This window comes from Promicromonospora vindobonensis, from assembly GCF_042685865.1.
Taxonomy (GTDB): Bacteria; Actinomycetota; Actinomycetes; order Actinomycetales; family Cellulomonadaceae; genus Promicromonospora; species Promicromonospora vindobonensis.
Genome location: NZ_JBHUOG010000002.1, coordinates 2,389,158 through 2,402,178, shown reverse-complemented (window position 1 = coordinate 2,402,178; position 13,021 = coordinate 2,389,158). Strand labels below are relative to the sequence as shown.

13 protein-coding genes are annotated in these 13,021 nt (G+C 72.5%); 9 read left to right on the top strand and 4 right to left on the bottom strand.

From position 1 onward, the window contains the following. The first annotated feature begins 44 nt into the window (after positions 1–44). The 6 genes from ACFS27_RS23970 (at position 45) to ACFS27_RS23945 (ending at position 8,326) form a co-directional block, all read left to right on the top strand. The gene (locus tag ACFS27_RS23970; protein WP_377188577.1) at positions 45–578 is read left to right on the top strand and encodes a single-stranded DNA-binding protein; all 534 of its coding nucleotides are present in this window, start codon (positions 45–47) and stop codon (positions 576–578) included. A gap of 123 nt (positions 579–701) precedes the next feature. Next, on the top strand, positions 702–2,384 hold the full coding sequence (gene ettA, locus ACFS27_RS23965; RefSeq protein ID WP_377188574.1) for an energy-dependent translational throttle protein EttA: 1,683 nt from the start codon (positions 702–704) through the stop codon (positions 2,382–2,384). A 132-nt stretch (positions 2,385–2,516) separates the two neighbouring features. Further along, positions 2,517–3,470 carry a phosphotransferase gene (locus tag ACFS27_RS23960; protein WP_377188571.1) on the top strand — a complete coding sequence of 318 codons (954 nt, stop codon included), beginning with the start codon at positions 2,517–2,519 and terminating at the stop codon, positions 3,468–3,470. 123 nt (positions 3,471–3,593) lie between these two features. Next, positions 3,594–4,481: a hypothetical protein gene (locus ACFS27_RS23955; RefSeq protein WP_377188568.1), complete on the top strand. Its 888-nt coding sequence runs from the start codon at positions 3,594–3,596 to the stop codon at positions 4,479–4,481. 54 nt (positions 4,482–4,535) lie between these two features. Continuing rightward, on the top strand, positions 4,536–6,575 hold the full coding sequence (locus ACFS27_RS23950) for a dynamin family protein (protein ID WP_377188565.1): 2,040 nt from the start codon (positions 4,536–4,538) through the stop codon (positions 6,573–6,575). After that, positions 6,572–8,326, top strand: a complete 1,755-nt coding sequence (locus ACFS27_RS23945; protein ID WP_377188562.1) for a GTPase family protein — start codon at positions 6,572–6,574, stop codon at positions 8,324–8,326. The genes ACFS27_RS23950 and ACFS27_RS23945 overlap by 4 nt, the downstream gene beginning before the upstream one ends. A 4-nt stretch (positions 8,327–8,330) precedes the next feature. On the opposite strand, the gene ACFS27_RS23940 is transcribed toward ACFS27_RS23945, so the two are convergent. After that, positions 8,331–8,831 (bottom strand): acyl-CoA thioesterase, encoded by a 501-nt coding sequence (locus tag ACFS27_RS23940; protein ID WP_377188560.1) that lies wholly within the window; start codon positions 8,829–8,831, stop codon positions 8,331–8,333. 19 nt (positions 8,832–8,850) lie between these two features. Further along, positions 8,851–9,294: a winged helix-turn-helix transcriptional regulator gene (locus ACFS27_RS23935; RefSeq protein WP_377188557.1), complete on the bottom strand. Its 444-nt coding sequence runs from the start codon at positions 9,292–9,294 to the stop codon at positions 8,851–8,853. Between the two features lie 127 nt (positions 9,295–9,421). Here ACFS27_RS23935 and ACFS27_RS23930 point away from each other — a divergent pair, with 127 nt between their 5' ends. Then, entirely contained in the window at positions 9,422–10,294 is an 873-nt protein-coding gene (locus tag ACFS27_RS23930; protein WP_377188554.1) for an aldo/keto reductase family oxidoreductase, read from the top strand. Between the two features lie 120 nt (positions 10,295–10,414). Then, on the top strand, positions 10,415–11,065 hold the full coding sequence (locus tag ACFS27_RS23925) for a hypothetical protein (RefSeq protein ID WP_377188551.1): 651 nt from the start codon (positions 10,415–10,417) through the stop codon (positions 11,063–11,065). Positions 11,066–11,075: 10 nt separating this feature from the next. Here the strand turns inward: ACFS27_RS23925 and ACFS27_RS23920 are convergent, their stop codons facing one another. Together ACFS27_RS23920 and ACFS27_RS23915 are read right to left on the bottom strand one after the other, a co-directional pair. Then, entirely contained in the window at positions 11,076–12,032 is a 957-nt protein-coding gene (locus ACFS27_RS23920) for an acyl-CoA thioesterase (protein ID WP_377188548.1), read from the bottom strand. A gap of 27 nt (positions 12,033–12,059) precedes the next feature. Continuing rightward, positions 12,060–12,452: a globin gene (locus tag ACFS27_RS23915; RefSeq protein ID WP_377188545.1), complete on the bottom strand. Its 393-nt coding sequence runs from the start codon at positions 12,450–12,452 to the stop codon at positions 12,060–12,062. 144 nt (positions 12,453–12,596) lie between these two features. Between ACFS27_RS23915 and ACFS27_RS23910 the strand changes: the two genes are divergently transcribed. Then, the gene (locus tag ACFS27_RS23910) at positions 12,597–12,830 is read left to right on the top strand and encodes a glucose PTS transporter subunit EIIB (protein WP_253870184.1); all 234 of its coding nucleotides are present in this window, start codon (positions 12,597–12,599) and stop codon (positions 12,828–12,830) included. Positions 12,831–13,021 lie beyond the last annotated feature (191 nt).

The window sequence follows — 13,021 nt, the reverse complement described above, 5'->3', positions numbered from 1 at the left end:
ACGGACCGGCCGCTGGGGCCGGTCCGTGAACCCAGGAGGGCTCTATGAACGACGTCACGGTGACCGTGTCGGGCTTCGCCGGCAACACCCCCGCGCTGCACGTCTCGAAGGACGTGGCAAAGGACCTGGAGTGGACCACGTTCCGCGTGGCCAGCACCCGGCGCTACCTGAACGAGAGCGGCGACTGGACCGACGGCGCGACGCTGTGGTTCACGGTCAAGGCCTGGCGCACCGCCGCGCTGAACGTGATCAGGTCGGTGCGCAAGGGCGTACCGGTGGTGGTCACCGGCCGTCTCGAGGTCGACGAGTGGACCGGCCCCGACGGCGCGCAGCGGACGGGCCTGGTGATCAACGCGACGGCGGTCGGCGTGGACGCCACCCGTGGCCAGGTGGAGTTCTCGCGAACGGTGCACCACGACACGGTGCCAGAGGGGGTCCCTGGCGCCCCAGGAGGTGGCGGCGGACTGGCCGCGGTACGTCCGGGTGCCGCCGACCCGTTCGGGGTCGACGCTCCGCGTGACGAGACCGACCACGGCGCGGAGGCCGGCTCCCGGACCCCCGAGCTGGTGAACGCGTAGGCTTGGCCCAGTCGTGCTCTGCGGTCCGCGGGTGCTGGGGAATCCCGGCGCGGACACCCTGGCACCCGCGCCGTGTGAGCGCCCCCATCCGAAGTACCTACTGTGAACGGTGGAACACAGGCAGTGGCTGAGTACATCTACTCCATGTATAAAGCGCGTAAGGCGCACGGCGACAAGGTCATCCTCGATGATGTGTCGCTGAACTTCCTGCCCGGCGCGAAGATCGGCGTCGTCGGGCCGAACGGTGCGGGTAAGTCCACGATCCTCAAGATCATGGCCGGACTGGACACGCCGAGCAACGGCGAGGCGCGGCTGTCGCCCGGCTTCTCGGTGGGCATCCTCCAGCAGGAGCCGCCGCTGAACGAGGAGAAGACGGTCCTCGGCAACGTCCAGGAGGCGGTCGGCCCGATCCTGGCCAAGAAGGCCCGGTTCGACGAGATCTCCGCCCTCATGGCAGAGCCCGACGCCGACTTCGACGCGCTGCTCGCCGAGATGGGCACGCTGCAGGAGGACATCGACGCCGCCGACGCGTGGGACCTCGACTCCCAGCTCGAGCAGGCGATGGACGCGCTCCGCTGCCCGCCGCCGGACGCCGACGTCACGGTGCTCTCCGGTGGTGAGCGCCGCCGCGTCGCGCTCTGCAAGCTGCTCCTGGAGAAGCCCGACCTGCTGCTCCTCGACGAGCCCACCAACCACCTCGACGCCGAGTCGGTGCTCTGGCTCGAACAGCACCTCGCCGGCTACGCGGGCGCCGTCCTCGCCGTGACGCACGACCGGTACTTCCTCGACCACGTCGCCGAGTGGATCTGCGAGATCGACCGGGGTCGTCTCTACCCCTACGAGGGCAACTACTCGACGTACCTCGAGAAGAAGCAGGCGCGTCTGGCCGTCCAGGGCAAGAAGGACGCCAAGCTCTCCAAGCGCCTCAAGGAGGAGCTGGAGTGGGTCCGGTCCAACGCCAAGGGCCGCCAGGTCAAGTCCAAGGCGCGGCTGGCCCGCTACGAGGAGATGGCAGCGGAGGCCGAGCGGACGAAGAAGCTCGACTTCGAGGAGATCCAGATTCCCGCAGGCCCGCGCATGGGCTCGCTGGTGCTGGAGGCCGAGAACCTGCAGAAGGGCTTCGACGACCGCGTGCTCATCGACGGTCTGTCGTTCACGCTGCCGCGCAACGGCATCGTCGGTGTCATCGGCCCGAACGGTGTCGGTAAGACCACGCTGTTCAAGACGATCGTGGGCCTGGAGCCGCTCGACGGCGGCGAGCTCAAGATCGGCGACACCGTCTCGATCTCCTACGTCGACCAGTCGCGTGGCGGCATCGACCCGAAGAAGACGCTGTGGGAGGTCGTGTCGGACGGGCTCGACTACATCAAGGTCGGCAACGTCGAGATCCCGTCGCGCGCCTATGTCGCTTCGTTCGGGTTCAAGGGTCCGGACCAGCAGAAGCCTGCCGGCGTCCTGTCCGGTGGTGAGCGCAACCGCCTCAACCTCGCGCTGACGCTCAAGCAGGGCGGCAACCTGCTGCTGCTCGACGAGCCCACCAACGACCTCGACGTCGAGACCCTCGGCTCCCTGGAGAACGCCCTGCTGGAGTTCCCCGGCTGCGCCGTCGTGGTCTCGCACGACCGGTGGTTCCTCGACCGCGTGGTGACCCACATCCTGGCCTACGAGGGCACGGAGGAGAACCCCGCGAACTGGTACTGGTTCGAGGGCAACTTCGAGTCGTACGAGGCCAACAAGATCGAGCGCCTCGGCGCGGACGCCGCGCGCCCGCACCGGGTGACGTACCGCAAGCTGACGCGCGACTGACGTCGCGACCGATCACGGAAGAGGGCTGCGGCCGGCGTTCCAAACGCCGATCACAGCCCTCTTTCGTCGCGAAGACCTACGACCAAAAAGGTCATCCTTGCCGCATCGGGACATGTTCGACACACTGCCGCAGTGAGCCCTGCCCTACGACCCGGGTGGCGTGACCTTCCGCCCCCGTTGCGCGCCCGCATCACCAACCTGCTCGGAGCCCGCGTGCTCGCCGCCGGATATCCAGGTGACTCCGGGGTGCTCCCTGGCGCGCTGTTCCAGGTGCAGACGTCGAAGGGCAACGTGTTCATCAAGGCGCTCGGCACGGAGCAGCCCGGCCCGCTGAAGTCGCTACGGCAGGAGATCGCGCTCTCGCCCCTGCTGCCGGCCGCGGTGCCCCACCCGGAGCTGCTGTGGTCGCTCGACGAGATCCTGCCGAACCTCGGCACCTGGGTGGCCGTCGGCTACTCGATGCGCGACAAGGTACGGCCGATCGACCTCACCTGGCCGGAGGACGACGTCGCCACGCTGGTCAGGGTGGTGCGTTCGGTCGGGGAGGTCGAGGCGCCCGACGACCCGATGTTCGTCCCCGAGGAGAGCGAGTTTCCCTCGAACTCCTGGGCGACCCTCGCCGACAAGCGACCCGCTGGACTCGCGCAGCACTCACCCTGGCTGGCCGGCCGGCTGGAAGGCCTCGCGGAGATCGCGTCGCACGCCCCTGAGGCGATAGCGGGCAAGAGTCTGCAGCACGGCACGCTCCGCGTGCAGAACGTCCTGCTTCCCGCTGTGCCGGGGGAGAAGCCGCTGATCACCGACTGGATCCGGGGTAGCGTGGGTGCGCCGTACCTCGACCTGGTCTCGATGCTGATGCACGTGCGGACCAACGACGGCCCGCCGCCAGAGGCAACGCTGCGCAGGTACGGGCTGCCGCCCGGGACGGAGCCGGACGCCGTGACCTGCTGGATCGCGGTGCTCGCCGGCCACTACCTGAAAGCCTCGATGGACCCACCGTCCTTCGACCTGCCCGAGCTGCGTTCCTACCAGCACCGGCTGGCCCGGACCGCGGTGTCCTGGCTGCAGACTCGCCTGGGCTTCTGACCCGTCGCAGGTCGCCACCACTGTTTGTGGTTTGCAGGGTGAACTTCCGTTGGGCACACTCCGGCCATGAGTGCTGTCCGGCGGCCGGCGTGGTCCGATCTCCCCCCCTCTGTCCGTTCCCGCGTGAGCGAGACCATGGGCGGACGTGTGATCGGGTCCGCTCCGATGAGCGGGACCGAGTCGTCCGGCACCCTCGAGGTGCTCCAGACGGCGGCGGGCCGGTCGATCGTGCGCGCGGTGGGGCCGGAGGCCCCGCTGACGCAGGACCGGATGGCCGCAGAGGCGGTCTCCATTTCCGCGCTGCCCGACGACATCCCGACCCTCCCGCGGGAGTGGTTCGTCGACGAGGTGCTGCCAGGGGCCGGACGCTGGGTCGTCCTCGGGTACCGCAACGAACCCATCCGCCCGCCGCACGACCCATGGGACGAGGCGGACCTCGCCGCAGCGGTCGAGCTCGCCATCCAGATCGGCACCAGCGAGGCGCCGGCGAACCTGCCCGACGTGCTCGACCTCATCGACGCGAACGCGTGGGCCACCATCGCGGCCATGCGGCCGCCCGGTCTGTCGGTCTTCACACCCTGGCTGTCCGACAAGGTCGAGCATCTCGCCGAGATCGCCACCTATGCGGGAGAGGCCATGTCGGGCACCAGCCTGGTGCACGGCGCGCTGCGCCGGGAGTCGATCCTGATCACCGACCACGGCTGGGACGCGACCAGTGCCCACGCGGTCGACTGGTTCATGCCGTCCCACGGCGCGTCGTACCTCGACGTCGTGCTGCTGCTGCCGTACCTGCGGGTCGACGGCGCCCCGCCCCCCGAGGCGGTCATGGACCGCCACCCCCTGCCCGACGTCGACCCGGAGGCGCTCACCTGCGCCGTGACCGTCACGGCCGGAGCGCTCGTGCTCGAGTCGATGCGGCCGCCCCTGCCGGGCCTGCCGCACGGCCGCGCCGTACAGCGCGAGGTCGCGCACGCGGCGCTCGAGTGGCTGCGTGCCCGCCTCGGCGGCTGACCTCTTTGCCGCACGGCCGCGCCTGACCAGGGTGGTTGCGGCAGACTGTGCGGCATGACCGAACAGCCCGACGACGCCGCACCTGGCGCACCGGATCTGGCGGCCGGCTCCGAGCCGGCCGAGCCGGGCGACGGGTCCGGCCTGACCGGCGCGCTGGAAGTGCTGCGTGCCCGGCTCGGCGCGCTGCGGCTGCCGTTGGAGACCTCGGGTGCGGAGACGGCGCGCACGGAGCTACGTCGGGCCACGGACCAGCTCGACGACTACCTGCTGCCGCGGCTGCGGTCGCAGAAGGCGCCGCTGCTCGTGGTCGTCGGCGGGTCGACGGGGGCTGGCAAGTCGACGCTCGTGAACTCGATCCTGGGGGAGCGGGTGACGCAGCCGGGTGTGCTGCGGCCCACCACCAGGGCGCCGGTGCTGGTGCACCACCCGCTGGACGCGCGCTGGTTCTCCACGGACCGGGTGCTGCAGGGCCTGGCACGGGTGACGACGTCGGGCGGCACGGGGACCGCGGCAGCGCAGGACACCGCGCAGGTCCCCTCGCCGGGGAGCACACCCGGCGGCGGGACGCCCGGCGGAGCCACGCCGGCCGAGCCGAGCCGCACCCTGCGTCTCGTGCCCAGCGACTCGCTGCCGAAGGGCCTCGCCCTGCTGGACGCGCCAGACATCGACTCGGTCGACACGGCCAACCGGGAGCTCGCTGCGCAGCTGCTCGGGGCGGCTGACCTGTGGCTGTTCGTCACGACGTCGGCCCGGTACGCCGACGCGGTGCCGTGGGACCTGCTGCTGCAGGCCGCCGGGCGCAAGGCGCAGGTGGCGATGGTGCTGGACCGCGTGGACCCCGGGGCGGAGGCCACTGCCGACGACCTGCGCGACATGATGGTCGAGCACGGCCTGGCCGACAGCCCGCTGTTCGTCATCCCCGAGGCAGAGCTGGTCGACGGCATGCTGCCGGAGGAGGGCGTCTCGGACGTCTCCCGCTGGCTCACCGGGCTGGGCGGTGACGCGGAGGCCCGCGGTCGCGTCATCGCGGCCACCCGCGACGGCGTGGTGGACTCCCTGGTCGTGCGGGCCGGCAGCCTCGCCGACGCCGCCGACGAGCAGCAGGCGGCGGACGTCCGGCTGCGCCACGTCGTCGACCGCGCGTATGCGGACGCGGTGGCGCAGGTGACGGCGGCGACGTCGGACGGTGCGCTGCTGCGCGGCGAGGTGCTCGCCCGCTGGCAGGACTTCGTGGGCACCGGCGAGTTCTTCCGCGCGGTCGAGGAGGGCATCGGCCGGTTCCGGGACGCGGTGGCCGGGTTCTTCCGGGGCAAGCCCAAGGCGGCGCCCCAGGTCGAGCAGGCGATCGCCCACGGCCTGGAGTCCGTGGTGCTGGACGCCGCCGAGGAGGCCGCCGAGCGGTCCTACCAGGGCTGGCGGGGGGACACCGCCGGTGCGGCGCTCCTGGAGGGTCTGGAGCTGTCGCGCACGCCCGCGGCGCTGCGCGGCGAGGTGACCGGCCAGATCCGCGGCTGGCAGGGCGACGTCCTGGAGCTCGTACGCGAGCAGGGCTCGGCCAAGCGCGGCACCGCGCGTGCGCTCTCGCTGGGCGTGAACGGTCTCGGCGTCGCGCTGATGGTCTTCGTGTTCGCCTCGACCGGCGGGCTGACCGGTGTCGAGGTCGGCATCGCGGGCGGCTCGGCGGTGCTGGCCCAGCGCGTGCTGGAGGCGGTGTTCGGCGAGGACGCCGTGCGCCGGCTCGCCGTGCAGGCACGCGACCGGCTGCGCGCCCGCATCCAGGCGGTCATGGACGGGCAGGCCGCGCGGTACACGGCGCAGCTGGACGCGCTCGGCTCGGCGGAGGCGGGCGGGGACCGCCTGCGCGCCGCGGCCGACGCCGTCGCCTCAGCTGCCTCGGCGGAGCGCCGTGCCCGGGTGCGGGCCGCGGAGACGGCTCCCGGCGCCGGAGCAGAGGACCTCACCCCGAGCAGCGGGCTGCGCGGCGTGCACGCCCGGCCGGCGGGCGAGAACCTGGCGAAGGGCCGCACCGACCTGGCGGAGGAGCCGGCCAGGAAGGGCTTCTGGAAGCGGCTGTTCGGTGAGGGCGACCGGTGAGCCGGCTCGACCTGGGTGACCGGACCACGGCCCTCGCCACCGCTGTCGAGGCAGCGGAGGGCCGGATCGAGCCCGCCCTCCTTGACGAGGCCCGTGCCGTCGTGGACCGGGCGCGCGAGCGCGGCGGGCTGTCGGCCGAGCACACGGTGGTCGCGCTGGCGGGGTCGACGGGGTCGGGCAAGTCGTCCGTCCTGAACGCGGTGGCGGGCGTCGCGATCGCCCAGCCGGGCGTACGGCGACCGACGACGTCGCACCCGATGGCCGCCGTCTGGGGGGAGGGCGCCGACCCCCTCCTCGACTGGCTCGAGGTCAGCCGGCGGCACGAGGTCGGCGCGGAGCCTGCGGAGGCCGAGCCCGTCGAGACCGGCGGCGGGCGCGGGCCCTTCCGCCGTCGGACACCGGCCGGGGACACGACCGGGCTGGTGCTGCTGGACCTGCCCGACCACGACTCGATAGTGACCGAGCACCGGATGCGCGCGGAGCGCCTGGTGCAGCGCGCCGACCTGCTGGTCTGGGTGGTCGACCCGCAGAAGTACGCGGACGCCGCCCTCCACGAGGGGTTTCTGCGGCCCCTCGCGGGTCGCGCTGAGGTGGTGGTCGTTGCGCTCAACCAGGCCGACCGCCTCACGCCGGACGAGACGTCGGTGATGCTCGCCGACCTCGAGCGGCTGGTGGCGGAGGACGGGCTGGGCGGGGCGCGGGTCCTCGCGGTGTCCGCAAGGACGGGCCAGGGCATGGACGATCTCCGGAGCCTGCTGGCGAGGGCAGCGGCCAGGCGAGAGGCCGCGACGGCCCGGCTCGCGGCGGACGAGCGAGCCGTGGCGCAGAAGATCGTGGACGAGTGCGGCACACCGCCGTCGTCCCGCCTGGGGAGCCAGGCGCGGGGTGACCTGGTAGCGGCTCTCGAGGCGGCGGCGGGCGTGCCGACGGTGGTCGACGCCGTGCGTGCGTCCGCCCGTCGCGACGCGCGCGCGGCGACCGGCTGGCCGCTGACCCGCTGGGTCGGGCAGCTGCGCAAGGACCCGCTGCGTCGGCTCGGGCTGCGCTCGACGGACCGGGAGCACCGGGCGCCGTCGGGCCGGGAGGACCTGATGCGCACGTCGCTGCCGACGGCGCGGCCGGCAGTGCGCTCAGCGGCTGCGTCGGCCGTGCGCCGCTACGTCGAGGAGGTCACCCGGGGCGTCGCGGACCCGTGGGTCCTGGCCGCGCGCTCGCGTGGCCAGGCGGGCATCGAACAGCTGCCCGACGCGCTCGACCAGGCGGTCGCGACGACCCGCGTCGAGGCCTCACGCAGGCCCGTGTGGTGGTCGCTCGTCAACGTCGTGCAGTGGGCGCTGGTCACCGTCGTGGTGGCGGGCCTGCTGTGGCTGCTCGTGCTGTTCGGCTTCGCGTACCTGCAGCTCCCGCCGCTGCCCACACCTGTGCTGACCCTGCCGACCTGGTCGGGCGACGGCGGCATCGTGTTCCCGGGGGCGCCGGGGTCCGGCGAGGGTGAAGGTCTCGGCGTCGACCCGTTCCGGGTACCGTGGCCCACCCTCATGGTGCTGGGCGGGCTCGCGCTCGGTCTGGTGCTCGCGCTGGTCTGCCGGGTGTTCGGTGCGCTGGGCGCCCGCCGCCGGGCACATGGCGCCCGGCGGCGGCTCCGGCAGTCGGTCGGCGTGGTCGCCGACCGGCTGGTGCGCACCCCGGTGGGCGAGGAGCTGTCCCAGCTCGCGAGCTGCCGGGCGGCCGCGACGGTGGCCGCGAGCTGACCCGTCAGCCGCGGTGGCGGAACGTGACCGGGGCTTCCTCGAACTCCTTCCACGCCAGGCGCTCCGCCTCGGTGAGCCGGCGGGGCCGGTTGGTGGCGGCATCGACGAACACGAGGGTGGTGGTCGCCCGGGCGTAGGGCTTGCCGCCCGACGTCGGGCCGGTCTTGGCCATGCCGGCGGCGCCGTCGTGCACCTCGTAGCAGACCTCGGCGCTCGCTCCGCCGATCCGGCCGAGCCACATCTCGACGCGCACCGGCGTCCTGGTGAACAGCAGCGGCCGCAGGTACTCGATGCGCTGGCCGGCGACGAGGGTGTGCGAGTCGGCGTCGGGCCCGGTGGGGACCACCGCCGTCGGCCAGGCCTCGCCCTCCGGGGCCTCGGGGTGCAGCCAGAAGGCGGTGATCCGGGCATCCTCCAGCAGGCGGAACATCGCGACGTTGTTGACGTGCGCGTACGCGTCGAGATCGGACCAACGCAGCGTGACGGGGACGTGGAGGCGTGTCATGGTGCCCATCTTCCCCGGTTCAGGAGGCCCTGGCGTCGTGCTCCGCGCGGTGGGCAAGGACGTCGTCCATGTGGGTCTCGGCCCAGCCCTTGATGCCGCGCACCAGCTGGAGCAGGGACCTGCCGAGGTCGGTCAGCTCGTAGGTGACCGTGACGGGCACGGTCGGCGTAGCCGTGCGCGTGACGAGGCCGTCCCGTTCCAGGGAGCGCAGCGTCTGCGTGAGCATCTTCTGGCTGACGCCCGCCAGCCGGCGGGACAGCTCCGAGTAGCGCATCGGCCGTGGCCCGGTGGCGTGGCTCGTGCCTGGCTGGGGCGAACCGCCGCCGCCCAGCGCGCTCACCGTCAGCGTCACCCACTTGTCGGAGATCCGGTCGAGCAGGAGGCGGCTCGGGCACTCCGCCAGGAACGCGTCGTACTCCGCCTTCGCCTGGGCCCGCTTCTGGGCCGCTGTCATCGTCGCCATGGTGGCTCCTCTCACCCGTGGGTGGGTTACGCACTTCCAGGTGCCTACTTCCTGTCAGGAAGCTACCTCACCATGCTGGTGCCCGGGGCCGTCCGGCACCGTTCTCCGCTCGACACAAGGGATCGAATTGAGCACCTTCACCACAGCGCTTCCCGGGGGCACCTGGACCCTTGGCGACCTGACCGTCACCCGGTTCGGCTACGGCGCCATGCAGCTCGCCGGGCCAGGGGTCATGGGCCCGCCGGCCGACCGCGACGGCGCCCTCGGGGTCCTGCGCGAGGCCGTCGACCTCGGGATCACCCACATCGACACCAGCGACGCGTACGGGCCGCGGGTCACCAACGAGCTGATCCGCGAGGCGCTGCACCCGTACCCCGGATCGCTGCACGTCGTGACCAAGGTCGGCGCGCACCGCGACGAGCAGGGCGGCTGGCCTCCTGCGCGGCGTCCCGAGGAGCTGCGCCGCGCCGTCCGCGACAACCTGGACACGCTCGGCGTCGAGGCGCTCGACCTGGTCAACCTGCGGCTCGGCAACGCGAACGGGCCTCAGGCGGAGCCGCTCGCCGAGGCGTTCGAGACCCTCGTGGAGCTCCAGGGGCAGGGTCTCGTGCGGCACCTCGGCGTGAGCAACGCGACAGCGGAACAGGTGGCGGAGGCGCGGGCCATCGCCCCGATCGTGTGCGTGCAGAACATGTACAACCTCGCCCACCGGCACGACGACGAGCTGATCGACACGCTCGCCGACGGCGGCATCGCCTACGTGCCCTTCTTCCCGCTGGGCGGCTTCAGCCCGCTCCAGTCCTCGGCGCTCTCGGCCGTGGCCGCCCGGTCCTCCGCCACGCCGATGTCCGTCGCCCTGGCCTGGCTGCTGCAGCGCTCGCCGAACATCCTGCTCATCCCCGGCACCTCATCGGCGGCGCACCTGCGGGAGAACGTCGTGGGAGCGGGGCTCCGGCTGTCCGACGACGACCTCGTCGAGCTCGACAAGATCGGCGGCTGATCAGCGCCCCGGTGCCGTTCGGGCTCAGCCCCGCCTGACGTGCCAGCGGGTAGCCGAGTGGCCCTCAGGGTGTCCGAATTGCTAGATTCATCCCCCTTGGTTTCGGCCACGGAGGAACAGGTGGATCTGCCCAGGCACTACTTCGACCCGGTCACCCTGCACGAGGTGATCGACGACGTCCCGGCCGCGCGGGCGTACCTCGCCGAGCTGGCGGGGCGCCCGGAACGCGACGCGCCGGACACCCTCGCGGTACGTGTGCCGCTCACCCGCGCCCTCGCGTTCGAGTCGGACGACCCCGACGCCGAGCTGGCCGAGGCGGAGCGCCTCGGCTGGCTCGCCGTGAGCCTGCACGGAGGGCCGGCCTGCGACGCCGAGGCGGCGCACTCGCACGCCTCCGACGTGCCGCTCGGCGCCGTCGCGCCGCTCCTTCGGCTGGCCCACGTGCTGCAGTGGCGCCACCGGTTCTCGGTGGCGGACCTGTTGTTCGGCCTGGCGCTGGAGGCCACCCACCACTACGGCGAGCACGCCGCGAGCGTCGAGCACGCGCGCCGGCTCGAGTACCTCGCCCTGCAGCACTGGGGCACGTGCCGGTACGACCAGGCGCTCGAGGTGCACGTCGAGCAGGCACGCCCCTATCTCGGCGAGGCCCTCGCCCTGTTCGAGCGGGCCCTGGAGCTCCGGGTGGAGGCGGGCGTCGGCAAGGAGCAGGTCGAGGTCACCCGGCAGGCGATCCGGGCGGCCCGCGACCGGCTGGCCGAGCTGGGCGCCTAGAGCTGGGCGCCTAGCCGGGCAGCCGGATCATGCCCTCCTGGCCCGCCGAGGCCACGAGGGCGCCGTCCTGCGTGTAGACCTTCGCGGTACCGAGCGCACGGCCGCCCTGGGCCGTCGGCGAGGTCTGCACGAACAGCATCCACTCGTCCACCTGGACGTCGCGGTGCCACCACATGCCGTGGTCGAGGCTCGCCATGGGCACCGACGCGCCGACGTCCTGCCACGACTTGCCGGCGGCACGCAGGGCGGGCTCCAGCATCAGCTGGTCGCACGCGAAGGCCAGCAGGGCGCGGTGCATGGCCTGCCCCTTGGCCTCGAGGGGCCGCCGCGTGCGCATCCAGACCATCTGGGTGGCGGGCGGCGTACCGCCGTCGGCCACCGCGCTGTCCGCGTTCAGGTACAGCGAGCCGCCCACGTGCCGCAGCTCGAACGCCGAGTCCGTCCAGAACTGGGCCCGGACCGCTACGCCCTCCGGCAGGCCGGCGAGCTCGTCGAAGGCGGAGCCCACCTCGTCGGGCGGCGGCACGTCGTCGGGCATCGGCATCGCGTGCTCGTAGCCGGGCTGATCGTCCTGGAAGGACGCGATCATGGACAGGATCGGCTTGCCGAACTGGATGGCGTGCGTGCGCCGCGCGCTGAACGAGCGTCCGTCGCGCAGCCGCTCCACCGCGAAGTCGATGGGCTCCTCGACCCGCCCCTCCCGCAGGAAGTAGCCGTGCAGCGAGTGGATCAGGCGGCCGTCCGGCACGGTGCGGTCAGCGGCGAGGATCGCCTGGGCGAGCACCTGCCCGCCGTAGGCGCGGTTGGCGGGGCCGGGCATGCTGTCCCCGCGCAGCACGTCCTCCTCGCCGCGCGGGCCCCAGCCCTCCAGGTGCCGCAGGTCGAGGACCCGCAACAGGCGGTCGAGCGCGTCGGGCTGGCCGTCCGACGGCGTGCCGGAGATCGGGTCAGGGGTGGTGGCGTCCACGAGCGGGCGTCTCCTCGTCGTTCCTGGTCAGTCTTCGAACGTGTTGATCATGCTGAAGGCGGCGCGCTCCAGGTAGTCCCACAGCTGCGACTCGTGGATCGGCGCGAGGCCGAGCGAGTCGACGGCGGTCCGCATGTGCGCGAGCCAGCGGTCACGGGCGTCCGGGTTGACCTTGAACGGCACGTGCCGCATCCGCAGGCGTGGGTGCCCCCGCTGCTCGGAGTAGGTGCCGGGGCCGCCCCAGTACTGCTCGAGGAACATCGTCAGACGCTCCTTCGCCGGCCCCAGGTCCTCCTCGGGGTACATGGGGCGCAGCACCGGGTCGTCGGCGACGCCGTCGTAGAAGACGTCGACCAGGCGGACGAACGTGTCGTGGCCGCCGACGGCGTCGAAGAAGGATTCCTGAGTCACGTTCGTCATCCTGCCACTCGACGGTGACAGCACGATGTCCGTCGTGTGAAACGGAGTCTCATGTGATCGATTCGACAGCAGCCCGGGCGAAACGCTTGCCAGGACCGCTAGGCTGGTCGCAGACCTGCAGCGACGCACGGTGGGAGTTGAGACATGACCAAGGCTGACCAGATCCTTGCGGCACTCGGAGGGACCTCGAACGTCGTCGAGCTGGAGCCGTGCATCACTCGGCTCCGAGTTGAGGTGAGCGATCCGTCCCTCGTGGACGAGCCGGGACTGAAGTCGTCCGGCGCGTTCGGCGTGGTGCGGTCCGGCCGGGTGGTCCAGGTGATCGTCGGGCCAGAGGCGGACAACCTCGCCGCGGAGCTCGAGACGCTCAGAGTGTGACGGTGTGCTCCCGGGGAGGAACCCTTGGAGCCGAGCGAGGCCGGGCTCGACGGTGAGCCCGGCGCCATGACCGCGCGGGCCCGGGAGTACCCGGGCCCGTGACCGGTCTCACGATCCGGCGGCCGCGCCGGCCCGCGAGGCGAAAGCCCTGTGAAGGTCGCGCAGGAGTCCGTTGGACCTGCGCCAAGATG

What these genes read in the sequence shown, in the direction of transcription:
- ACFS27_RS23970 (WP_377188577.1), top strand. Translation starts at nt 45, where the DNA reads ATGAACGACGTCACGGTGACCGTGTCGGGCTTCGCCGGCAACACCCCC.
- ACFS27_RS23950 (WP_377188565.1), top strand. Translation starts at nt 4,536, where the DNA reads ATGACCGAACAGCCCGACGACGCCGCACCTGGCGCACCGGATCTGGCG.
- ACFS27_RS23935 (WP_377188557.1), bottom strand. Translation starts at nt 9,294, where the DNA reads ATGGCGACGATGACAGCGGCCCAGAAGCGGGCCCAGGCGAAGGCGGAG.
- ACFS27_RS23915 (WP_377188545.1), bottom strand. Translation starts at nt 12,452, where the DNA reads ATGACGAACGTGACTCAGGAATCCTTCTTCGACGCCGTCGGCGGCCAC.
- ACFS27_RS23910 (WP_253870184.1), top strand. Translation starts at nt 12,597, where the DNA reads ATGACCAAGGCTGACCAGATCCTTGCGGCACTCGGAGGGACCTCGAAC.
- ACFS27_RS23940 (WP_377188560.1), bottom strand. Translation starts at nt 8,831, where the DNA reads ATGACACGCCTCCACGTCCCCGTCACGCTGCGTTGGTCCGATCTCGAC.